General features: G+C 54.8%; 20 protein-coding genes. 6 read left to right on the forward strand and 14 right to left on the reverse strand.

Annotation, left to right across the window (positions count from 1 at the left end; all coding sequences use genetic code 11):
- Positions 1–78 precede the first annotated feature (78 nt).
- The 9 genes from JJB07_RS08970 to JJB07_RS09010 all read right to left on the reverse strand — a co-directional run bounded on the left by JJB07_RS08970 (position 79) and on the right by JJB07_RS09010 (position 12648).
- Positions 79–1842 (reverse strand): ABC transporter ATP-binding protein, encoded by a 1764-nt coding sequence (locus tag JJB07_RS08970; protein ID WP_201633861.1) that lies wholly within the window; start codon positions 1840–1842, stop codon positions 79–81.
- Positions 1839–3578, reverse strand: coding sequence for an ABC transporter transmembrane domain-containing protein (locus tag JJB07_RS08975; protein WP_201633864.1), 1740 nt, complete (start codon positions 3576–3578; stop codon positions 1839–1841). Before JJB07_RS08975 ends, JJB07_RS08970 begins: the two co-directional genes overlap by 4 nt.
- Positions 3579–3817: 239 nt before the next feature.
- Complete coding sequence (locus JJB07_RS08980) at positions 3818–4450, reverse strand: hypothetical protein (protein ID WP_201633867.1); 633 nt, start codon at positions 4448–4450, stop codon at positions 3818–3820.
- A gap of 24 nt (positions 4451–4474) precedes the next feature.
- Positions 4475–5416: a heme o synthase gene (gene cyoE, locus JJB07_RS08985; protein ID WP_201633870.1), complete on the reverse strand. Its 942-nt coding sequence runs from the start codon at positions 5414–5416 to the stop codon at positions 4475–4477.
- 32 nt (positions 5417–5448) lie between these two features.
- Positions 5449–6414, reverse strand: a complete 966-nt coding sequence (locus JJB07_RS08990) for a COX15/CtaA family protein (protein WP_201633872.1) — start codon at positions 6412–6414, stop codon at positions 5449–5451.
- Between the two features lie 82 nt (positions 6415–6496).
- Positions 6497–8131 carry a cytochrome c oxidase subunit I gene (gene ctaD / locus JJB07_RS08995; protein ID WP_236587905.1) on the reverse strand — a complete coding sequence of 545 codons (1635 nt, stop codon included), beginning with the start codon at positions 8129–8131 and terminating at the stop codon, positions 6497–6499.
- Positions 8132–8166: 35 nt separating this feature from the next.
- Positions 8167–9105, reverse strand: a complete 939-nt coding sequence (gene coxB / locus JJB07_RS09000; RefSeq protein WP_201633874.1) for a cytochrome c oxidase subunit II — start codon at positions 9103–9105, stop codon at positions 8167–8169.
- A 355-nt stretch (positions 9106–9460) separates the two neighbouring features.
- On the reverse strand, positions 9461–10633 hold the full coding sequence (locus JJB07_RS09005) for a THUMP domain-containing class I SAM-dependent RNA methyltransferase (protein WP_201633876.1): 1173 nt from the start codon (positions 10631–10633) through the stop codon (positions 9461–9463).
- Between the two features lie 260 nt (positions 10634–10893).
- On the reverse strand, positions 10894–12648 hold the full coding sequence (locus JJB07_RS09010) for an aromatic amino acid hydroxylase (RefSeq protein WP_201633878.1): 1755 nt from the start codon (positions 12646–12648) through the stop codon (positions 10894–10896).
- A 170-nt stretch (positions 12649–12818) separates the two neighbouring features.
- Between JJB07_RS09010 and hemQ the strand changes: the two genes are divergently transcribed.
- From hemQ to JJB07_RS09035, 5 genes are all read left to right on the forward strand, one after another.
- Positions 12819–13601 carry a hydrogen peroxide-dependent heme synthase gene (gene hemQ, locus JJB07_RS09015; protein ID WP_201633880.1) on the forward strand — a complete coding sequence of 261 codons (783 nt, stop codon included), beginning with the start codon at positions 12819–12821 and terminating at the stop codon, positions 13599–13601.
- Positions 13602–14092: 491 nt separating this feature from the next.
- Positions 14093–14668 (forward strand): dihydrofolate reductase family protein, encoded by a 576-nt coding sequence (locus tag JJB07_RS09020; protein ID WP_201633882.1) that lies wholly within the window; start codon positions 14093–14095, stop codon positions 14666–14668.
- Positions 14669–14896: 228 nt separating this feature from the next.
- A complete protein-coding gene (locus tag JJB07_RS09025) occupies positions 14897–15046 on the forward strand; it encodes a hypothetical protein (protein WP_201633885.1) in 150 nt (49 codons plus the stop codon).
- Between the two features lie 51 nt (positions 15047–15097).
- A complete protein-coding gene (locus tag JJB07_RS09030; RefSeq protein ID WP_201633888.1) occupies positions 15098–15862 on the forward strand; it encodes a MerR family transcriptional regulator in 765 nt (254 codons plus the stop codon).
- Between the two features lie 349 nt (positions 15863–16211).
- Positions 16212–16682, forward strand: coding sequence for a hypothetical protein (locus JJB07_RS09035; RefSeq protein WP_201633891.1), 471 nt, complete (start codon positions 16212–16214; stop codon positions 16680–16682).
- Between the two features lie 24 nt (positions 16683–16706).
- On the opposite strand, the gene JJB07_RS09040 is transcribed toward JJB07_RS09035, so the two are convergent.
- The 4 genes from JJB07_RS09040 to JJB07_RS09055 all read right to left on the reverse strand — a co-directional run bounded on the left by JJB07_RS09040 (position 16707) and on the right by JJB07_RS09055 (position 19787).
- Entirely contained in the window at positions 16707–17600 is an 894-nt protein-coding gene (locus tag JJB07_RS09040; RefSeq protein ID WP_201633894.1) for a DMT family transporter, read from the reverse strand.
- Positions 17601–17786: 186 nt separating this feature from the next.
- Positions 17787–18623, reverse strand: coding sequence for an anti-sigma factor family protein (locus JJB07_RS09045; protein WP_201633897.1), 837 nt, complete (start codon positions 18621–18623; stop codon positions 17787–17789).
- A 4-nt stretch (positions 18624–18627) separates the two neighbouring features.
- The gene (locus JJB07_RS09050; protein WP_201633900.1) at positions 18628–19152 is read right to left on the reverse strand and encodes an RNA polymerase sigma factor; all 525 of its coding nucleotides are present in this window, start codon (positions 19150–19152) and stop codon (positions 18628–18630) included.
- A gap of 86 nt (positions 19153–19238) precedes the next feature.
- On the reverse strand, positions 19239–19787 hold the full coding sequence (locus tag JJB07_RS09055) for a GNAT family N-acetyltransferase (protein ID WP_201633903.1): 549 nt from the start codon (positions 19785–19787) through the stop codon (positions 19239–19241).
- A 195-nt stretch (positions 19788–19982) separates the two neighbouring features.
- Here JJB07_RS09055 and JJB07_RS09060 point away from each other — a divergent pair, with 195 nt between their 5' ends.
- Positions 19983–20789 (forward strand): GNAT family N-acetyltransferase, encoded by an 807-nt coding sequence (locus JJB07_RS09060; protein WP_201633906.1) that lies wholly within the window; start codon positions 19983–19985, stop codon positions 20787–20789.
- 46 nt (positions 20790–20835) lie between these two features.
- On the opposite strand, the gene ppc is transcribed toward JJB07_RS09060, so the two are convergent.
- Positions 20836–23646 carry a phosphoenolpyruvate carboxylase gene (gene ppc, locus JJB07_RS09065; RefSeq protein WP_201633910.1) on the reverse strand — a complete coding sequence of 937 codons (2811 nt, stop codon included), beginning with the start codon at positions 23644–23646 and terminating at the stop codon, positions 20836–20838.
- Between the last annotated feature and the right edge of the window lie 99 nt (positions 23647–23745).

Below are 23745 nucleotides of genomic sequence, written 5' to 3' on the forward strand. Positions count from 1 at the left end.
CGACAAATCTCCTGCTGGGAGGCGTTGGAAAAAAAGACCGTGTCCGCAAATTTGCGGACACGGTCTCTTTTTCTCAAATCAGGAGGCGAACATGCTCTCCCCGATTTCGGCTTCGCGTTTGAAGAGGCGGGCGTAGACGCCGTTCTGTTGCAACAGGTCTTCATGGAGACCGCCTTCTACGACGCGTCCGTTCTCCAATACGATGATGCGGTCGGCGGAGAGCACCGTGGAGAGTCGATGCGTGATGACCAGCACGGTTTGCTTGGTGCGTCGTGCGGCGATCGCCTCGTTGACGAGATGTTCGGTAATGGGGTCCAGCGCTGAACTCGCTTCATCGAGGACGAGGATCGGCGCGTTGCGCACGAGGGCGCGGGCCAGCGAGAGGCGTTGTTTTTGTCCGCCCGAGAGCAAGTTGCCCCGTTCCCCGACGGAGGAATTCAGGCCGTTTGGCAGGGCGTCGTAGAATTCTTGAAGCCCGGCGTCGCGGATGGCGGCTAACAGGTCTGCGTCTGTCGCATCCGGGTTGCCGAGGCGCAAGTTTTCTGCCAGAGAGCCGTTGCGCAGTTGGACTTCTTGGGAGACGACGGCGACTTGGTTTCGCAGCCAGCGAGCGTCAAGTTCGTGCAGAGAGCGACCGTCGAGTTGGATCGAGCCCTGCTCCGGTTCGTAGAGACGCAGGAGCAAGTCGACCATCGTCGATTTGCCCGATCCGGAAGGGCCGACCAGTGCGACCGCTTCCCCCGGCGAGACGTGGAACGAAATGTCGTGCAGAACACGGTCCGCCTTGCCCGGATAGCCGAATGCGAGGTTTTCGATGTGCAGTTCGCCTTGGACTTGGGCAGGCGTTGCACCGCGCTCCGTCTCCGCCGGAGAGGTCGCTTCGGAAAGCAACAGGTCAGAGCGGTCGAGTGCCGGTCCCGTGCGACGAACGGAGAGCCAGTTGCGCAACATTCGCTGCAGTTGGTTCGCGGCAATGGCGACCAACGAGGACGCGGCGAGCATCTCCCCGGTGGAGAGCTTGTCGTTCCAGATCAACGCGGCGCTGAGGCCGTAGACGACGGCAAGTGCGATGCCGTTGTACGAACCGATGACGACGAACGCTTGCAGGCGCGCTTTTAGTTCACGACGGCTCTCGCGAATGAACGACTTGCGAATTTCGGCGACACTTTCGATTTCCGCTTCTGCAACGCCCAGCACCCGCGAGAGATGGATGCCGGTTACAGATTCGCGCAAACGTTCCAAGTAGCGCGACGCTTCTCGGCGTGCGTCTGCCGAAGCGAGGCGGGTGCGGTCTCCGAGCTTGTTGGATGTCCAGTAGAACAGGACACCAAGCCCCAGTGCAACAACGGCCAGCCACGGGTTGATAAACGCCAAGACCGCGTAGTAGAGGATCGAGCCTTGCACAGAGGCCATCAGCGTAGAGCCTTCCCACGCGAGGAAATTGTGCAGGGTGTCGGGGTCGTCGTTGACACGGGCGAGCAGTTCCCCCGTGCGGTTCTCATGGTAGAAGCGGAACGGCAAGAGCTGCAGATGGCGGAACAGTCGGAGTTTTTGCGTCATCGTGACGGTCTTCGCCACTTGGTGGCAGAAGTATTCGTCGATGACCATCATCGTCAGGTCGAAGATCGCAGCGAACACCAGCAACCCTGCCAAGCCCCAGAGCAGGCCCGTTGCGTTGTGCGGCAAGATCTTGTCGAGCAACCAACTCTGGGCCAGAGCCGGGAGCAGTTCACCGGACGACTGACTCAAGAGGATGACGATGGAGTCGGCGATGACCCATTTTTTGACCGGACGGAGCAGTTGCAGAACGCGGCGTCCGTCGCTTACTTTGGGTTGTGTCATACGACTTCCCCCCTCTCCAGTTCGCTGTACTGTGCCATGTAGAGTTGGTGGTACTCCCCTTGCAGAGCCAGCAATTCCTCATGCGTGCCGGATTCGGCAACTTGCCCGCCGACGAGCACGAAGATGCGGTCGCAGTTGCGAACGGTGACGAGACGGTGCGCGATCGTGATCGTGGTGCGACCGGGAATCAACTCTTCCAGTGCGGCTTGCACGCGTTCTTCGGTCTCACCGTCCAGGGAAGAGGTGGCTTCGTCGAAGATCAAGACTTGCGGATGGCGCAGAATCGCCCGTGCCATCGCGACGCGTTGCTTTTGCCCGCCGGACAGTTTCAGTCCGCGCTCCCCGACAACCGTTTCATAGCCTTCTGAAAGTCCATCCACGAAGTCTGACAGACCGGCTGCCTCGACGGCGCGGTCGAGTTCGGCTTGCGTGGCGTTCGGTTTGCTGTAGAGCAAGTTTTTGCGCAAAGTTTCGTTTAGCAAAAATGTCTCCTGAGAAACGACACCCACTTGCAAGCGGAACGAATTGCGGTCGTACTCATTTAAATCGCACCCGTCTACGGAGACACGTCCCTGCTCCGGCGTATAGAGGCCGAGCAAGATCTGGATCAACGTCGACTTGCCGCCGCCGCTCGCTCCGACGAGACCGATGTGCTGACCGGATTCGATCGCCAATGTGATCCCGCGCAAGACAGGGTCTTCCGTTCCCGGATAGCGGAACCAGATGTCTTCCATCTCGATCTTGCCGTTCACCGTATCGAACTTCGGCAGTCCAACCGGCTGTTCTTCGGGCAGATCAAAGTATTCGTACAAGCGGTGCAACGCGGGAATCGCTTGTTGGATCGTCAAGGCGTTTTCTGCCAGGGAGCGGATCGGCATGAACATCGCCGGGATGAAGCCGATGCAGGACACCAGCGTACCGGCTGTGATCTCTCCGCGCCAGACCGCATAGCCGCCCAGCAACATGACGAGACCCGGCACGATGATTTGCAACGCATTCCCCAACCGCCAGTTGACTTTGGAAATCAGAGCCGCGCGGATCGCGAACTTTTTCCAAGCGTCGAGACCGTCGTTTTGGTGTTGGTATTCACGGTCTTCCAAGTGCAGCGTGCGCACGAGTTTGATCGACTCGATGCTCTCTTGCGCATGGCTGTACAGCTCCGCAAGCATATCGCGTTGTTTGGCGCTCAGGCCCCGGACTTTTTTTCCTAATTTGAATGAAGGCCACAGGTAGATGGCGAACACGGCAAGCATGAGCACCGCCACCGGCCAGAACAGCGCGATGACCGCTGCAAACGCCGCGACGGCGCCGAGCAATTGTTGGACGAAGCGAGGGATAACCGTCGAGTTCAGTTGTTGAATGGCTTCAACGTCGTGCGTCAGGCGGTACAAGATGTCCCCGCGCGGTGTCGTGGCAAACATCGACATCGGAGCGCGATGCAACTTGCGAAAGGCACGCATCTGCATGTCGGAAATGACGTCGAGACCGATCCGTACTTGGATGTACTCCTGCAGGGATTCGAACATCACCTTCAGGAAAAACGAACCCAGCACCGCGACCACCAACCCATACATCGCGGTCGTCAGATGCATCGGCAACACTTCGTCAACCAGTTTCCCGGTCAAGATCGGCGGCAACGTCGCGACAGCACCGGCGACGACGGCACACAGGAACGTCAGCAGGATTTGCCCTTTGTACGGCTTGAAGTGTTGAATTGTTTTGCGAAACAGACCCACAGTTTCTTCCCTCCTCTTATGAGTGGTTATTATATCGCTTACTTACAGGGAATGGAAGAGGGGTTTGAAAAAAAGAAAAAACCGCCTTGCTTTTCGCAAGACGGTTTTCGAGAGTTACTCCGGTATTACTTCTTGGTCACGAAGGAGGATACATAGACGCTCGTCAGAAAGACCAAGCCAGCGAATGCGAATGCACCGAGTGCGAAACCGATCAGTCCCATAACTCTACCTCCTCCAAATTACTTCGCGATCGCGGATAATTTCTCACCGCACCACGAAGCGAATTGGCCAACGGTGATCATGTCCGTTACAACCAGGGTCAAGATGCCCAAGAGAACGGTGTACATGAACACGGACATTGCTGCCGGTACCAGACGGCGAAGCGCTTTTTCGTTGCGCTCTGCGAAGTGTTTCCCGATCAGCAGAATGAAGATGATGTCGACTAACGCAAGTGCAAACTGTAACGAGTACAGTGCAAGATGCGTGGTCCACGCGGCCGTACCGAGGTAGTACGCGTCAACCAAGAGCCACATTTGCAGAACAGCGTACCCGAAGAATGCGAGAACCGCGATGATCATGGTGCCTTGGAACTTCTTGTACTGGTTGTTGCGGAAGAACGAACCCGCGAGCAGTACGACGAAGCCGGCAACCAGCAGACAGATGGTGGTCAATGCCGGAAGGTCGGCATTGGCACCAAAGTCTACGGTGAACTTGTCAGGCGCCCAACCGCGCAGGTAAACGTTCGCTGCAAGGAAGGTGCCGTAGAAGAACGTGAACGAAAGCAAACCGAGCCACGTTGCCAGGATGCCATCGTCTTTCGAACCGGTCCCGCTGCGATGCGGGACCCAATCCGGAGCGTGATGTGCACTCATCTTATTCCCTCCAATCCTACAGAATTACAGCAAAGATGTTTCGACGATGAACACGATGCTCATCGAAGTCAAGTAGATCAACGAAATCACGAACGATTGTCGAGCCCAACGGATCGTGTCTTGTGCGAAGAAACCAACGAAGGTATGGACCAGCCAGATCAGGCCGATTACCATCATCGTCACGAGATACCCCAAGTCTGCGTGTGTGAATTCAAACACGAGAATGGAGGTAGGAATCATCGCGGCAACGTAGCGCAACATATGGCGCTTGGTCACTTCAAAGCCCTTGACGACCGGCAGAACCGGGATGCCCGCTTTTCCGTAGTCTTGCGAACGACGGATCGAGAGCGCCAAGGTGTGGGGCATTTGCCACATGAACATGATCAGGAAAAGCGTCAACGCCCCCATGTCGAGGTTGTTGGAATACGCCGTCCAGCCCATGACAATCGGCACAGCGCCGGAAATCGCACCGCCGATGGTGGAAAGAGTCGACGTGCGCTTCAGCCACATGGTGTAGACCACCACGTAGTCGAAGAGACCGATCAGGCCGATGACAGCGGTCAGCGGATTGACGAGGAACGTCAGGATCGCGCTGCCGACCAGAGCCATCCCGATCCCCATCCACATCACAGTGGTCGGGTTCAGGCGGCCTTTGGCGAGCGCACGTTTTGCGGTACGCTCCATGTAACGGTCAAGATCACGGTCGATATAGTTGTTGAGGCAGGTGCCGGACATAATGACCAGCGCCGTGCCAAGCAAAGTCCAGAGAATCAAAGTCCCGTTCGCTTGTGCGGTCGAGGACAGCCAGAGACCTGCAAACACCGTCATAAGGTTGGCCACGGTGATGCCGACCTTCGTCACGGAGACGAAGTCACGCCACGTTCCCGTCTCCGAGAGCGGACCCGGTTCCATAACCGGATTCGAACGTTGAGACTTAGTGCTTGCAACTTGTGCCATCTGTTCCATCAATACCCTCCCCAATCTATCTCAAAAGTTGCTTAGTTCGATCCGACGACAACGGGGTTGCCGACCTGCTGGCCGGCTTCCTTTTTGCTGTTCACGGTTTTCACCGTTTTGGCAAAGTGAGCTCGTGCTCCAATGTACACACCAACTACCATCGTCAGCGCGGCGCCTCCCAAGTGAGACGTCGCAGGAGACAGGGCCAATTCCGTGCCCAGGGTCACGAATCCAAGCAACATCTGCATGAGGACGATCACCACAAGCACAATCGCCGAGCGAACGAACATCTTGTTTCGCAGCGCTTGCGCAACCACCCAGACGGTGGCGGCAACAACCAAGACCGTAATCATGATGTGAAACATCAGGAATGCGTTCGCGAAGGTCGCGGACGGCATGTAGTCTTGGAAGTGGTTCTTAATGTAGTCATTGCGTCCAAACAGCGCTTCCGAAGCGCCGGTGTGGCGGAACAAACCGCCTACGATGACTTGCAGAACCGTGACGCCGACCATCAGCGCGGCCGGAGTGAACATCGACGCTTGACGCGCATCCGTTTCCTCCGCGGCACACTTCTCCACAACCTCGCGGTTGCGGAATTCCAGAGCGGTCAACGCTGCGAAGATGCTAACCAGGAACATCCCGTTGGTCACGTCAATCGTGGTCATGTAGCCCGGAAGCTTAAACACCACGATCGCCGCACCAGCCAGGGCTTGCAAAGCGAGGCAGACTACCGTCGCAATCGCGAACTTGAGATAGACGCGATTTTGTTTGCGGTAGCGCCAAGCTTGGAAGGCCGTCACCATGATCAGAAGTCCGCCCAACGCACTTGTGGTTCGATGGAACCATTCGACCATCACAAGCGGGTCATCAAACGGAGGAATGATCTGACCGTGACAGAGCGGCCAATCAGGGCAAGCAAATCCGGCTTGCGTCCCAACGACAACGGCGCCGAGGATCATCATCAGAAACGTGACGATGGTCGTAACCAGTGGCAAACGATAACCCATGAGTGAACCTCCTCCTCTCTAGTCTCAGTCAAACATCCAACCGCTTGCGACCCGCTTCAACGGGCCATACTAGAATCAACGATTACGCGGTTACGCCGTCGTCGTCGAGAGAGCCTTTTTTGGTCTTCTCACCGAAGTTGTACGGCTCCGAGGTAACATGCGGAAGCGCCTCGAAGTTGAACTCGGACGGCGGAGTTTGGGTGTGCGTCCACTCGAGAGTGTCTGCTCCCCACGGGTTGTCAGAGGTAACTTTCTTACCTTTGAACATGGAGTAGAACAGGTTGAAGACGAGCAACAGAGAAGCGAGACCGATCAGGTAGGAACCTGCAGTAGCCACTCGGTTGAGCGTTTCGAGTTCCGGTTGGTAGTAGAACACGCGGCGCGGCATCCCTTTCATACCGATGAGGAACATCGGGAAGAAGGTGATGTTCGTACCGATGAAGTACAGCCAGAACGAGAACTGACCAAACTTCTCCATGTACATGCGGCCGGAGACTTTCGGGAACCAGTAGAACATACCAGCGATGATCGCAACCATCGAGCCGCCGAAGACGACATAGTGGAAGTGACCGATAACGAAGTAGGTGTCATGCAAGTTCAAGTCGATCGGAACCGCACCGAGGAAGACCCCGGACAGACCACCGATGGTGAACAGACCGATGAAGCCAAGAGACGCGAACAACATCGGAGTGGTGTACTTGATCGAACCGCCCCAGAGGGTAGCCAACCAGTTGAAGATCTTGATGGCCGTCGGAACCGCGATGATCATGGAAGTGATCATGAACGGAATCCCGGAGGACATTTGCATACCTGCTACGAACATGTGGTGAGCCCAGACCAAGAAGCCGAGGAAACCGATCATAACAGAGGAGTATGCGATTGCTTTGTAACCGAAGATCGGTTTACGAGCAAAGACCGGCATGATCTCGGAGACGATACCCATCGCCGGGATGACCATGACGTAAACAGCCGGGTGAGAATAGAACCAGAACAGATGCTGGTACATCATCGGGTCACCACCGTTTGCTACATCGTAGAACGCGGTGTGAGCGTGACGGTCCAAGAGCAGGGTCGTTACTGCACCCGCCAGTGCCGGCGTACCGAACAACTGAATGAAGGAAGTTACCAAGTTCGCCCATACGAACAGCGGCATGCGGTTGAGCGTCATGCCCGGAGCGCGCATGTTGAGCGTGGTAACGATGAAGTTGATTGCTGCCAAAATCGACGAGAGACCCAGAATGTGGACTGCGGTGACCCACAGGTCCAGACCTGCGCCTTGCGATTGGATCGAGTACGGCGGATATGCCGTCCAGCCGACATCCGGAACTGCGCCTACCAGGAACGAGACGAACAGCACGAGGCCGCCCAACAGGAAGAGCCAGTAGGACAGAGCGTTCATTTTCGGGAACGCCATATCGTATGCGCCGATCATGATCGGTACCAAATAGTTACCGAACGCGCCGGTCAGCATCGGAATGATCCAGAGGAAGATCATGATCGTACCATGCACGGTGAACGCTTGGTTGAACTGTTGAGGTTCGAGAACCACAGAGTTCGGAAGCGCCAGCTGGGTACGGATCAGGATTGCAGCCGCACCACCAACAAAGAAGAACACCAGCGAGGTGAACAGGTACATCAGACCGATCTTCTTATGGTCGACGGTGAGGATCCAATCACGGAAGAACGACTTGCGTTTAACCTCTCCCGTAGCTGCCAAGTTTTACACCCCCAACGTGATTTGAGTAGTTATTGTTACTTAAGGGTCTTGATGTAATCGACTACGTTCTTCAGCGATTCATCATCGAGTTGGAACGTAGGCATCATGCCCGGTTGGAAACCTTCCGCGACTTTCGCGTTCGGGTTGGTGATCGACTCTTTGATGTACGCATCGTCAGCCTTGACGGTTTGACCGTTCGCAAGCTTGTGGTCGGAGTCTGCGAGACCCTTCCAGCTCGGACCTGCGGACTTGCCGCCGTCGATGGTGTGGCAAGACGTACAACCGTTCGCTTGAATAACAGACGCTGCGTCCGTTTTCTTGCGGGTTTTCTCGGTTTCTACCCAAGAGTCAAATTGCTTGCCATCGTCGATGAAGAGATTCGCCAACATCTTCGAGTGGTTGTTCCCGCAGTACTCGGCGCAGATGATGCGCTCTTTGTACTCGGTCCCTGCTTGTGCAATGTCTTTGACATTGACGGTAAACGAAGTTACACGGCCCGGAACAGCATCCTGCTTCATGCGGAATTCCGGAATCCAGAACGAGTGGATTACGTCCTTAGACGAGATCTTGAACATGACGTTGCGGTCATTCGGTACATGGAGCTCGCCGTAAGACTTCGCGCCGTTCGGATACTCGAACTGCCATGCCCATTTCATACCGGTGACTTTGATTTCGTAGACGTCACTCGGCGGGGTTTGGATGGTGTAAACCATCCCGGAACTCCACACCCCGATAAAGACCAGAATCAACGCCGGAATGAGGGTCCAGATGACTTCAGCCTTGGTGCTGCCATGGATCGCATATCCTTGCTTATCCGGATGTTTACGCTTGTACCGAATAAGGAAGATTGCCAAGAGGCCTTCGACCAGAACAAACACGACAAGAGTGATCCAGAAGATCATACCAAACAGACCGTCGATGTCTTTTGCGGTCTGGGTCAGCGCCTCTGGAAACCCAAAATTAAATCCTCCCACTTGTCCTCCTCCTATCTACGAATAATTGCCTGTGGAACACGCAACCAGTGCAACGAAAACTCGACGTGTTCAGACAGCATTCTACCATCGTATTATACTAGTTCTTCGGTTCTTCATGTTTTCTTTTTTGTGTCCAATTTGGTCATTTTCTTGACAAAAGTGTGTCTGCGGACATGAAATCTTCGTTTTTTAGAGGCATACTTCGAAGAGCTCACTCTCGTCTGACCCCCATCACTCCCTATCAATCATTCGGGTTTTGAATCATATGCAGTATAACAGGTCAAGACATGCAGATGATAGGGGTTTGTCGCAATTTGTAACATCTAGCAGAACTAGAAAAAAACCCTCTCCAGACTTAGGAGAGGGTTTCTTGATTCTCGGAATGTTCACGCGACGGGCGCGGCGGCAGTTTGCCGAGGTATTGGTAGAGGTTGCATTCAATTCTACCATTATAGAGTTTGCGTTTTTTGTCCGCTCTTTTTCCATAGAATTGCTCGAACATGAGATTCGAGGTCAGCACGAACACGGAGAGCGTGTCATTTTTGCGGGCGATGTCGCCGAGTTCTTTGTAGGCGCGCTCCACTTCCTTGCGTTCGCCAATCCGTTCACCATACGGCGGGTTGGAGACGATGACGCCGTATTGCTGGTCGAGGCTCATCTTGGCGACCGGCAAGTTTTTCAACTTGATCGCTTCCCCGAGCTTCGCTTGGCGGATGTGATAGTTTGCCAGCGACAACACTTCCGGGTCGATGTCAGAGCCGAGGATTTCCAACGGCAGATCGAACTTGGCGAGGTCTTTCGCTTCTTGGCGGGCGCGATCCCAGATCGACTGCGAAATCGTCGGCCAGTTCTGTGCGGAGAAGTCTCGATGCAGACCCGGCGCGATGTTTCGGCCGATCATCGCAGCTTCAATCGGGATCGTGCCCGAACCGCAGAACGGATCGATAAACGGACGATGCGGAGCCCAACGGCTGAGGTCAACCAGCGCTGCAGCCAGCGTTTCTTTGAGCGGGGCTTGGGCGGTCAACTGACGATAACCGCGCTTGTGCAAACCAACGCCCGAGGTGTCGATGGTGATCGTCGCGATGTCTTTGAGCAACGACACTTGAATGCGGTACATCGCGCCCGTTTCTTGGAACCACTCGATGTTGTACGCTTCCTTCAACTTCTCGACGACCGCTTTCTTGACGATCCCTTGGCAAGCCGGGACGGAGGAAAGTTGGGACTTCTGCGACTTCCCGTCAACGGGGAATTCGGCGTCCTGCGGGATCCAATCCGGCCAATTCAGGGCTTTGGTGCCTTCGAACAGTTCATCGAAGGTAGTCGCTTTGAACTCGCCCATTTTGATCAAGATTCGATCGGCGGTGCGCAACCAGAGGTTGCAACGGGCGATGGCACTTTCGTCTCCTTCGAACTCCACGCGACCGTTGTCGGTGCGCACGTTCGTATAGCCGAGATTTTTTACTTCGCGAGACACGATCGCTTCGAGGCCCATCGGGGCCGTGGCGATCAGGGTGATTTTCGTCATGGGGTATCCACTTCCGTTTTCTCTTGGATTCTTATGTAGTGTTGCACGTTCCGCAATCCATCATCCATTATACCGCTGGAATTGCAAAAACTCGACATTATTTCCCAAGCAATAGTCCTCCTCGACAAAAAAGACCAGCACCGACATGCGGTTCTGGTCTTCTATAAGGTAATGGGGTCGGGAGACCCAGGTGAAACACAATGCCCTCCACTCATCTCTTCTGGCTCAAAAATCGCCTCAGCTCCACTGCTCAACTCTACTCAAATCAACTTCAGCCCGTTCTGAATCAGGCTTCTCAACTCAGGCTTCTCGGCAGCGATCTGTTCCAAGATCTCACGTACTTGGCTCTGACCTTCTGAGAGAACGCGATGTGCGGTGAGAAGTTCGAGGATTTCGACATGAAGCAACCAATCTCGGACTCCGTGTTCCTCGATCTGATCGAGGACGAATTGCACGCCCTCTTCCAAACGATCACGGCTCGGCTTGCTTTCACGCAAATCCCGAATGCTCCGGTACAGCGAATGCACAAGTTTCTCCACGTCGATGTAGTTCGGGCGAACGGTGCGCGTCTCAGACGGTTTGTAGGCGTGTGCATGGAACCGTTCCGGATCGGCGACGCCGGCGTACACAGACGTGATCGCCTGACCGACCGCCATATCGAACGTTCCCCATGCGGCTTCAAAAAGTACCGTATCCGCAAGCGTCACGGTACACGCTTCAAACCCGATCAACACAAGTTGGCCGCCTTCACGGTGGACATACTTCACCACACCCTGTACATGCACGCCGGATGCAAACTCCAACAGGGTTTGATGCCCGGTCACAATTCCGTGCTCGCGAAGTTGCGCGTCTGTAAACTCCTCCAACGGCGTCTCGATTCCACGCAACAACCCGATCGGAGAGCCGAATCCTTGGCTGTGGTAGTCGATGCCGTGCCCCGGCAGTTCCTGATCGGCAAACGCCAAGGCAGTCGGGCCTGTCGTCTTCAAGTAGACGGCTTCCCCCGCTTCATCAAACTCCAAAGCGGTGAATTCACCACTCACTTGCAGACCGGAGGAGTAGACAGCGGTGGCCGGCGAGCCGGAATCCAACGCTTTTTTCAAGCTGGAAGTCCCGCCTACACGGAACGCCATCGTGTCGGCAAAGCGCTCCACCGCTTGCGTCAACTCGTCGAAATCGCGGCAGACGAACAATTGCGGCTGCGGACGGGTGATGTCAAAGTCGGTCGCGAGCACGCCCTCAAGCGTAAACGGAATCCGTTCAACCGGGGGCAACAAACAACTGCGGCTCTCCCCCATCGAAGACAGCAATCCCGCGCCGTACAGCTTCGGATCGTCAACTTCACCGATCAAACCGTATTCCACGGTCCACCAGTAGATGCGGGAGATCAACGTTTCTTCAGAAATCTCCGTCTTGGCAGCCAAGGCAGCGTCCAAGTTCTGCTCCGCTTGGAGGATGTCCTCCTGCGTGGCGCTCGGGTCTTCCTTCAAAATCGACACCAACCGCATCGCTTCGTAGACCGCGACGTCCTGTTTGGAAGACAGGGCCTTCGCCCCAATGCCTCCAAAGAGTTTGAGAAACTCTCCATACCCCGGATGGATCAACATCGGGGCATGGCCGGCCGATTCGTGGATGATGTCGGGAGCCGGGGTGTAGGCGATGTTCTGGAACATGCGAATGTCGCTCGAGATCGGCAACAAGCCATGCGCTTGGAAATCAAAAAACGTGACAGACGGAATGAACCCGTCAATCGCAACGGCGCCCCATCCATGCGGAGCCAGCACCTCGTTCATTTCCTCCACGCGCGGAATTCGCTCAACAGACATGCCCGTGAACGCCAGACCGTCCCGATACGAGCCGAACCCCTTTTCGCTCAAAAACGCGCTGTTTTGGCGCAGAACATAACGCCACACAGCCTGGTCAACCGGCGTATAGCGCGGATAATCCTGTTCCACCACAAACGGGCGCAGATGCGCAGGGATGCGTTTCGTTGAAGGTACGGTACTGGTTGTCATCGCTTACTCCTCCTCATTGTGAGATTCTGGTTCGAACGCTTTATTACCCAAAAGCATAAAAGCCTAACAGCGTTAAAGCTATCCTAGCACGGTCGCTTCGATGTGGCAAGGAGTTATTTTGTGGTATACTAGTCCATGTGATTTTACATAACGAGGGAGATGTTAGAGACATGACGACGCATCCGACCCCGGCTGCAGAACAGCCGAAAAATGAAGCCCTGATGACCCTGGAGGGCTGGTACGTTCTCCATGACTTCCGCAAGATCGACTGGGAAGCGTGGAAAATGGCTGATGAAGAAGACCGCCAAGCAGCGTTGGACGAGCTCCAATCCCTGCGTGCTTCTTGGACGCAAAACCAAGCAGACAAAAACGGCAGCACCGCTCATTACAGCATCATCGGTCACAAAGCGGACATGGTCTTCATGTTCCTGCGCCCGACTTTTGAAGAGCTGCAAGAAGTGGAGCTTGCGTTCAACAAAAGCAAGTTCGCCGACTTTACGATCCCGACCTATTCGTACGTGTCCGTGGTGGAACTCTCCAACTACGTCAACACGCCGGGCGAAGACCCGTACGCGAACCCGCAAGTCCGCGAGCGCCTCTACCCGGAACTGGCTCCGTACAAGCACATTTGCTTCTACCCGATGAACAAAAAGCGCTCCGGCGCTGACAACTGGTACTCTCTGACCATGGACGAGCGTCGCACCCTCATGCGTTCGCACGGCATGACCGGCCGCAAGTACGCAGGCAAGATCAAGCAGATCATCACCGGCTCCGTCGGCTTCGACGAGTGGGAATGGGGCGTCACGCTGTTCTCCAACGATCCGGTGAACTTCAAGCACATCGTCTACGAGATGAGATTCGACGAAGTCTCCGCGAAGTACGGCGAGTTCGGCGACTTCCTCGTGGGGAACTTGCTTGAGGATGATGCGCTGGTGAAAATGCTGGCGATCTAGGTTTTTCGGGCTTTTTCTGAGCCCGAAACGCACGAACGTATCGTATTGAACTTTGGAATCGTCAGTACGATACGCTCCGAGCGTAGTTTGCACCCCTCGATGAAGGACATCGGAGGGGTTTTTTCATGAACAAAAACGAATTGCAACCCGTAACCCGTCCTCACCGCCACGCACACCCACTGTACCTTTCAGCTAAGAAGATGGCTAGAGCACGAGGAGCTCTAACACCTGTTGCCTACGTCTCACCTCGTTGAAGAAGTCCGCGACTACACTATAATTTGGATTTCGTGATGATGTGTGATGAAGACTCTCATGCTTGACACTGGTATTCGCATCAACGAAGTTCTCTCTATTGAAAAGAGAACCACCGTTTTTTTTAATAATCAAATAGTTATCACCGACAGAAAATACGAAACATTCCAAGTTGAGTTATGATAAAATGTAGTGAATGTATAACGTAGTTAACCCTTATGAACAAAGGAGAACTAAAAATGAGAAAGCTCGTTCTATTTCTGCACGCATCACTTGACGGTTTTGTAGAAGGTCCGAACGGTGAAATGGACATTGGCTGGGTTTCCCATGATGCTGACATGGAGAAGCACGCGAAAGAGATTCTGAGTACTGCCGACACTGTCATATGGGGACGTGGGACTTATCAGATGATGCACAGTTACTGGACATCTGTGCCTTCGGACCCCTCATCTTCGCAGCATGAATTGGATCATGCCGAGTGGATCGAAAAGACAGCCAAAATCGTTTTTTCCACGTCGCTGGAGAAAGTCGAATGGAACAATTCCAGACTGGTGAAAGAAGATGTCGAGGAAGAGATCAAGAACCTCAAACAACAGCCAGGCAAGGATATGGTCATCCTCGGCAGTCCTAGGTTAGCACACTACCTTATGCAGCTTGATTTAATAGATGAGTATAAAATTACGGTTTCTCCCGTCCTGATCGGCAGCGGGCTGCCGTTATTCCAAGGTCTCAAGGAGAAGATCAATCTTAAACTAATCGAAAACAAGACCTTTGATTCTGGAGCCATAGCCCTCGTTTACCAGACGATTAGATAGCTCAATAAGCCGCCTCTTCAACGAGGCGGTTTTCTTATCGTAAAGACCAACATCAGGATTTTGGCGGATGGATACAAGCGTATCGTTCAGATTGCGAATACGGTTTGATGTGAAAAATACGATTGCAACTCTGAGCAGTACGGCGAGTTCGGCGACTTCGTGTGAACCACAATACGTACACCACGGGTATGTCCTGTGGTGTTTTTTATGTAAAGAAGGGGAATTTTGATGAATCTGTACGGCACTGCGATCTATATTCGAACGCTTGAACTCTCGGCCGCAGAAGCGATGTTGCGTTTGGAAGTGAGCAATCGGGGTCTCTTTTTGCGGGGGCCGTTGCAGAGCTGCTATGTGGGGATTTTTAACTTCGGGAGTTGACCTTCACGTTACGTCAAGCTGTACAGTGGAATTGTCAGGAGGCGATCACACTTGGAATATACCGTGCAAAAGCTTGGCCAGTTAGCGGGGATCAGCACCAGGACGCTTCGGTATTATGACGAAATCGGCATCCTCAAGCCGACTCGAATCAACTCGTCGGGGTACCGGATTTATGGTCAGGCGGAAGTGGACTCCTTGCAACAAATCCTGTTCTACCGGGAGCTTGGGCTCAGTTTGGAAAGCATACGGGAGATCATCACCGACCCTTCGTTTGACGGGACCCGAGCTCTACGAGACCACCGTGAACAACTCCTCGACAAACGAAAGCAATTAGACTTGCTGATTGCCAACGTGGAAAAAACAATCGCATCGTCCGAAGGGAGAATTCACATGAGCGACCAAGAGAAATTCGAAGGTTTCAAGCAAAACATGATCGAGGAAAACGAACGAAAGTACGGCAAGGAAATTCGTGAAAAATACGGTGAGGACACCGTCAACAAGTCCAACGAAAAAGTAAAAAATATGACCCAAGAACAACACGCCGAAGTCACCCGCTTGGCAGAGGAACTTGCCACCACACTGGCAGATGCCTTCCAAACCGGAGATCCGGCAGGCGATCTCGCGCAAAAAGCGGCCGATCTGCACAAGCAATGGTTGATGTTCTACTGGGCGCAATACAGCAAGGAAGCCCATGCCGGACTTTCTCAAATGTATGTCGATGACGAACGCTTCCGAGCACACTACGATGCCAAACAACCGGGCACTGCCGAGTTCCTGCGGGATGCCATTCACATCTACACCGGGATGAAAAAGTAAGCGGCCCCCCTGCAAACGACACCTTCAATCGATACAGGAAGCAAGCCACTATGCTCAACAGATCGGAAGCCACCTTAGGTAGCCGGTCAGCAATCACTTTCATGACAGGTCGGAAACCTTTTTAGCTAAACGGGTCAGTAGCAAACTCTATCATGACAGGTCGGAAACCTTTTTAGCTAGACGGGTCAGTAGCAATCCCCTTTCATGGTGGGTCGGAACCCCCTCTTCACTTCTTGTGAAGGGGGGTTTTATCATGGAATTATGAGGGCATGGCTATAGGTGATTTTGTGGATTGTGTGTATGATAGAGGAAATGACTGGAAAAGTGTAGGTTGAGGTGTGACGGACTGATGAAAAACGTTTTGCGTGCGTGTGGGTCTGGTTTGGCTGTTGGGTTTCTGCATGTGCTGCTCTTGATCTTGATCTGGTTCGGCTACTTTTTTGGGAGTTTGATCGGGGGCATGATCTTGTTTTCCGCTACGGGTGATGCGCTGTTTGCAAACAGGACGGCTCCTTTGGTGGTTGCGGGGTTGGTCTATCTCGGTTATGTCTTCGTCTGGTACATGATCTGGCTGTTGCAATTCGAGAATGGCAAGATCTCCTTTTTCTATTCGAAGTTGGGGTTTGCTCTCGTTCCTCTGGTGGTTGCGTTGGCGCTTTATCAGCCGGTCGATCCTGCGCAAGCTACGATGGCCATCCTCGACGTGCCCGACGAATTGATCAGAAGTTCTTTGCTTACAGCTCTCGTCCTGCTGCCGCTCTACTCAATCGGTCTGGTTCGATTTGTCCTCCCGAAAACTAAAAAAACCTCCATCTCATGAGCGAGAGAAGGAGGTTTTTTTCAATCATTCCCTGATGACAAACAAGACCCCGGAGAGAATCAAGAAGCTCCCCACCCAAAACAGGAAGCCCACCTGCTCACCCAAGATCAACCACCCGAGCATTGTCCCCACGAGCGGTTGGAAAAAGAAATACAGCCCGCCACTCCCAGCCTCCACCATCTGCAACCCTTGGTTCCAGAGCAAAAAAGCGCCCGCCGTCGAAACGGTCCCCAGATACAAGAGCCCGAAGATCACACTCGGCTCAAACACAGGATGGAAGTCAAACGAAGACAGTTGATACAGCGAGTACGGTGACATAAAAACAAACGCGACGAGAATCGCATAGGTCGTGATCACCACTTGAGGATAGTCGCTCGGCACGCGCTTGACCAACACGGACATCAGCGCCCACGTCAACGCGGCGAGAAACAAAATCGCTCCCCCAAGCAGGATGCCGCTGCCAAACCCGCTCTGCGCATCGCTCCCGTTTCCAAAGACGATCAGCAAGACCCCGACCGTCGCCAAACAAACGGACAATCCCTTGCGCCAATTCACTTTCTCTTGCAACAAGAACCGGGCAAACACCACCATAAACGCCGGCGTCGCCGAGGTAATCACAGCGCCCATCTGCGCAGACGAGAGCTTCGTGCCGATAAATTGCGCGGTGATCGACAAGAGATAGCCGATCAGCCCGATCGCCAACACCAGCGGTATGTCCTGCTTGCGAATCTTCCACGATTGCCGTGAGACCAGCCCCATGACAACCAGCGTCACCGACGCGATCAGATAGCGAATCCACACCAATTCAAATGGCGGTATAACTTCCAGCACGATCTTGCTCACCACGTACGTGCCTCCCCAGATGCCGGCGGCCAAGGCCAAGTACAGGGAGCCAAGATAGCGTTTTGAATTTGACATAAGTAGTAGTCCCTCCGTTTTTTCAGGTCAGCTCCATCAGCTACCTAACGGAGAAAAAATGCCTCCCTCCGTTAGCGGCGGTCGGCTTTCGGGACGTCATTTTCAAACAGCGGTTTGAGAAACATGGGGTCTCACCTCCGAACTTGCTCTCCATGATCCTATTATACGAAAATTCCTGCTACTTACCTAGCGCTTCTGAATCGTCTCGGCGATCTTCAACAGGTCTTGCGTGCTGAGGAACGGCGAGAAAATCTGATAAAACACTCCGTTTATCTCCGCCGTGATCGCGTGCGCCCCTACTTTCGCCCAGAGGAACGGTCCCGCCTGCGCCTCGCCGGAGAACACGTAGTGGCCGACGTTGCTTTTCGCCTGGTCCTTCATCGAGCTGTCGGGGGTTGCCAAGAAATACACGGTGTCCGTCTGGTTCGACGTCTCTCCGGCCATCGTGTATTCCAACTCGACCATCTGGTACATGAACTTCTCATCGCCGCCGATCAGCGACGTCGAATCCAATTGCAGCCGCTTGTCACCCAACTCCAAGAGCGGAAAACCAACTTGCGTATAGATGTTCGCAAGCGCCGCATATGCTTGGTCGCGGTCGTGCTCCACATCGGTCACCGGGCGCTCCACTGCCTGCTCCGGCGTCTTCGGATGATCCTGACTTTGCGAGAAAAACGCCGACACTTCGTGCTTCACCGCTTTTCCCGAATCGGTCCAGTTCAGAAACGCCGTGCCTGCAATGATCAGCACCGAAGCCGCGACCGCCACTCCGCGCCACCAGACGTCCATGCGGCGTTTTTGCTCCGCTTCTTCCAGACGATGCAAGGTTTGCGAGAGGATATCTCGGTGTGCGACCTGCACTTGCAACGCGCCGATGTCTCCGAACAACGCCCCAAACTCCCGAAACTCTCGGTCGCAATGGACACAGCCGCTCAGATGAGCGTGCAGCATCGTCTCTTCCTCCGCTACCAGTTCTCCGTCATAATACCGCTGAATCATGAACTCCATCTCTGCGCACGACATCCTCTCACTCACCTCCGTGTAGCAAACTTTTCAACTTCTGGCGCGTGCGGTAGAGCCGCGAACGCACATGGGCTTCCGTGACCTCCATCGTCGCCGCGACTTCCGTATAAGACAATTGCTGCAAATGACGCAACACGAAAATCTCGCGGTCCTCCGTGTTCAACTTCATAATCTCCCGCCGCAAGTCGTCCAAGCGACTGCGTGTCGCCACCGTCTCTTCCACAGACGGCGAGTAGTCGACGAAGGATTCGTCGAGCGGCACCGTGACGCGACGCTTTTTCCGAAGAGCATCGCGGTAGGTGTTCAGCACGACCGAATAAACCCAGGTGCGGAAGGAACTGTTGCCTTTGTATTGGTGCAGGGAACGGCAGATCTTCCACAGTGCGTCCTGCGCAACGTCTTCGCCGTCCATCTTGCTCCCGGTCAGGTAATAGGCGGTTTGGAACACATACGGTTCGATCATCCGCAACAACTCGGCCATCGACGAACGGCTCGCCAGCGCGTCGGCCACCAGATCTTGCTCTTTCATCCCCTTGCCTCCTCTGTCTCTCCCGGTTCTCTATACCCTTTTAGACGTGCGTTCGCAAAAAAAGTTGAAGCCCGCCCGTGCGGACTTCAACTTTTTTTCCACTCTGATGCCAGTTTGGAGTAAACGATGTGATCGACCCAGTGGTCGTACAGCCATTCGCGCTGGCGAAGCACGCCTTCGCGGGTGAAGCCGAGGCGTTCGGCGACGGCTTGGCTCTTGTAGTTCTCCGTCGCGACTTTGATTTCGACGCGGTTCAAGTTGTAGACTTCAAACGCCAGCTTGCAGAGTGCGTCTGTGGCGAGCGTCATCAGTCCCAGACCCGTGTATTCCTGACCGAGCCAGTAGCCGATGCTCGTCATGCGGTTGCCCCAGTCGATCCCGTGGAACCCGACGACGCCGGCGATCTTGCCTTCCCAGAGGATGGCGAACTGCCCGCCTTGGTTGTCGGACACTTGGCGACGCGCCATTTTGATAAACGTCAAAGAGTCGAATGACGTGCGGTTGTTGTCCACAAACGGCAACCATTCCCGCAAGTGGGCTCGGTTGCGGTCGAGCAACTCGTACATCTCCTGTGCGTCTTGCTCTTCGAACAATCGTAATTCTGCGCTTTCTCTCAACGTGTAACGAAACAACATACCCGTTCCCTCCTTGTACTGGTTCTACCAATTCCAGAGGGAGGGAGGAAATCCCTTTTTTTTGACGAAGGACTTTTAGATACCAATTGCTACCATGAGGAGCTGACGAGACGATGTATGAAGCATCTGTACAACCAAGGAAAAACCCCGACCAAGTCGCCGAAGAGCTGAAAAGCAAAGGCGCGGTGGCGTAGCATGAATCTGCCGTTGTCTACCGAGTTGGTCGTGCGTTTGGAAGAGGTCGTCGTCGAGCAGATGCGGGTTCGCCAGTCGATTTGGCGAGCGTATGAAGGCAATCCGATGAGGATCGAGATCGCAGCGTTCGGGCGGGCGACCGCATTTGTGAACCTCGGGATTCCGACACCGTTGCTCAATGTGGTGAAACTGCTCGGTGCACAAGAGCTGGAGCATCTGGATGACATCGTTGCATTTTATGAAACGCGGGGCATGGGGCCGACTTTGGAACTGAATCCTGCGTTTATGAGTCCTGAGTTTGGCAAGGCATTGGCACAACGGGGCTTCTACCAGGCGAGCTTCCAAACGATGCTCTACGGAGTGCCCACAGAGGACATTCCCGCTCCGGCGGAGGGCGTGCGGGTTCGGCGGATGAATCCAGAGGACTTCCCGCTGTTTGGCAAGTTGTACTGCGAAGGGTTTGGGATGCCGATGGAGAATGCGTCGTCCGTCGGGGAGAACAACCGAGTGCTCGATGAGCATCCGAGTTTTACGTACTATCTCGCAGAAGTGGACGGAGAGCCTGCGGGGGTGGCAAGTCTGTTCGTACACGCAGGAACCGCCTATTTCACGGCCGCCACCACGACAACTTCCCTGCGCAACCTGGGTGTGCAAAGCGCCCTGCTCCACCACCGAATCGCAGAAGCCGCCCGATTCGGCTGCGACCTCCTCTGCTCCCAAGCCCGCTTCACCAACAACAGCCTGCGCAACATGCAACGCGCCGGGCTGCAAGTTGCGTATTCCCAAGCACACTGGAACAAGCTGTAACGAAAAGAAGACCTGCCACGCGTGTGCGTGCAGGTCTTTTTTTTCATCAACCCGTATTGCGAAGTCCGGAGGAGATGCCGTTGATCGTGAGGAGGACATCGTCGATGTCTTCGGCGGATTCGCCACTTTCGCGGCGGGCGTCTCGCAGTTCTTCGAGGAGCAAGACTTGCAGGTAGGACAGCGGGTCGACGTAGGGATTGCGCAAGCGAATCGATTCTTGGATGACCGGCGCGTTGGCGAGGATGCCTCGTTCGCCGGTGATCTCAAGCACGACGCGCTTGGTGCGCTCGTACTCCTCTTGGATTTTTCCGAACACGCGAGAGGCCAGTTCGGGGTCCTCGACCAGACGGACGTATTCGGCGGCAATCAACATGTCGGCTTTGGCCAGCGCCATCTGGATGTTGTCGATCATCGCTTGGAAGAACGGCCAGAACTGGTACATCCGACGGAATTCACGCAACGACTCCGGATTGCGCTTCAACTCCGAAGACATCGCTTTCCCGAATCCAAACCACGCCGGAAGCAAGTGCCGGTTCTGCGTCCACGAGAACACCCACGGGATCGCCCGCAAGTCTTGAATGCGCGGCGAGTTTTTGCGTTTGGCAGGTCGCGAGCCGAGGTTCAACTCGCCGATGACATCAATCGGGGTCGCTTGTTGGAAGTACGGCAGGAAGTCTTCATTGCGATAGACGAAATTCTGGTACGCTTCAAACGAGGCTTGCGACAACTGCTCCATCATCTCCGACCAACGGCGCTCCGTGTCGCGCATGTACGTCGTCTGCACGTTCAAGGACGCCAGCAACACCGAGGAAACGGCCGATTCCAACGAACGCATCGCAATCCCCGGATGGGAGTAGCGTTGCGAGATCACTTCGCCCTGCTCGGTGATCTTGACCTTGCCTTGCATCGCTTCCGGCGGCTGTGCCAAGATGCTTCGCTCAATCGGACCGCCCCCGCGACCCAGCGCACCGCCGCGCCCGTGGAAGAACTTCAACTTCACGCCGTATTGCTCGGCGACTTGGTGGATCGCCTTCTGCGATTTGTAGAGCTCCCAGTTCGACGTCAGATACCCGCCGTCCTTGTTGCTGTCGGAGTAGCCAAGCATTATTTCTTGCAGGTCGCCCCGCGCTTTCACATGTTCGCGGTAGACGGGGTTTCGGAAGATCACATCGACAATCGCCGGCGCATCTCGCAAGTCCTCGATCGTCTCGAACAGCGGCACGATGTTCAAACTGCTCGTGACGCTTCCGTCCTCGTTCCATTGGAACAAGCCCGCTTCCTTGGAAAGCAACAGCACTTCGAGCAAATCGCTGACCCCTTGCGCCATCGAGATCAAGTAATTCTGGATACAGTCGGCTCCGAACAACTGCTGGCTTTTGCGCACGGTATGAAACACGTCCAACGTCTCTTGCGTCTGCTCTCCCACTACCACATGCGGGGAGCACAGCGGACGGCGGTCTTCCAACAAGCCCGTCAGGAGGCGAATCTTCTCGTCCTCCGATTGGTCCGCATACCCGCCAAGACGCGCTCGACGGAACAACTCTTCCAGCGCCGCTTCATGCACTTCGCTGTGCTGGCGAATGTCCAACGTCGCCATGTGGAAGCCGAACAGCTCAATCTGACGAATCAAAGGTCTGACCTTCACTTCCGCAATTTCCTGCGCTTTGTGTGCGTGAAGAGAGCGTTCCAGCAACCGAATGTCTGCGAGGAATTCCCCCGGACCTTCGTAGGACTTCACAAGCCCCACGCTCACTTCGCCGTGAAAACGCGCTTGCGTCGCTTGCAAGCGTTCCAGAATCTGATCGACTTTGGCGCGGTACGGCTCATCGGGCACATAGTCGCCGTCCAACTCCAAGGACTGAATCAATTCCAAACTCGCCCCCGCCCGCTCATACGATTGACTGAGGTCCTGCCCGAGCGAGCGAATCTCTTCCTCGTACTTGCGCATCGCGAGGTCGAAGTGCAACACGAGCGTTTGGAACGTCAAGTCGGCTTTGACGTACGGATTCCCGTCACGGTCGCCGCCCATCCACGAACCAAAACGCAAGAACGTCGGCACTTCCCACTCTTGCTCCGGATAGAGCGCTTGCAGTTGCTCCTCCATCTCCATATGAATCGCCGGCAAGACGTCAAACAGCACTTCGTCGAGGAAGTACAGCCCGTTGCGAACTTCATCCAACACGGTCAGTCGTTCCTTGCGCACGTTGCGCGTCTGCCAAAGCGAGACGATCTCCGCTTTCAACTCCCGCGTCAGACTCTTCATCTCACGGGTCGTGACGGACGGGTCGTCGAACTTTTCCAAGATCAACGCCATCCGATGGTGTTTGTCCAGCACCGTGCGCCGCATCGCTTCGGTCGGATGCGCGGTCAGCACCAATTCAACCCCGAGCTGATGGATCAGCGACTGCATTTCGTCCGCGTCGATCCCGTGCCGTTGCATTTTGGTGAATGCGCTCAGCAACGACCCCCGCTGCGGACGAGAGCCCGTGGTGAGTTCGTGTTCACGCTTGCGGCGGATGCGATGAGACTGCTCCGCGAGGTTGACCAATTGAAAATACAACGCAAACGCCCGGATGACTTCCTGCCGATGCAGAGCCGGAATCTCCCGAATCGTCTCTCGAAATTTCTCCCGGCACGCCTCCGTCCCGAGTTTGCGCAAGTCTTTCGCAGCCGCGCGGACATTCTCTACTTGATCGAAAATCTCTTGCCCGCACTGAGACACGATCACGTCTCCCAGCAGGTTGCCCAGAATCCGGATGTCTCTTCGCAGCGCCGACTCGCTGTCGGTCACACGGTTCTCTTCGATGAAACCTTCGCTTTCTTCTCGTCCGGTTTTGTCGTCTCCACTCCGTTGCATGCCTAACTCCTCCTTCAAACTTGCGAAGTTCGTGAGTATTCAGTCTTTTCTCTATGTATCATTAACTATAGAACGTTCGCCTTGCGGTTTCAACATGCA

It is taken from the genome of Tumebacillus amylolyticus (assembly GCF_016722965.1).
GTDB classification, from domain to species: domain Bacteria; phylum Bacillota; class Bacilli; order Tumebacillales; family Tumebacillaceae; genus Tumebacillus; species Tumebacillus amylolyticus.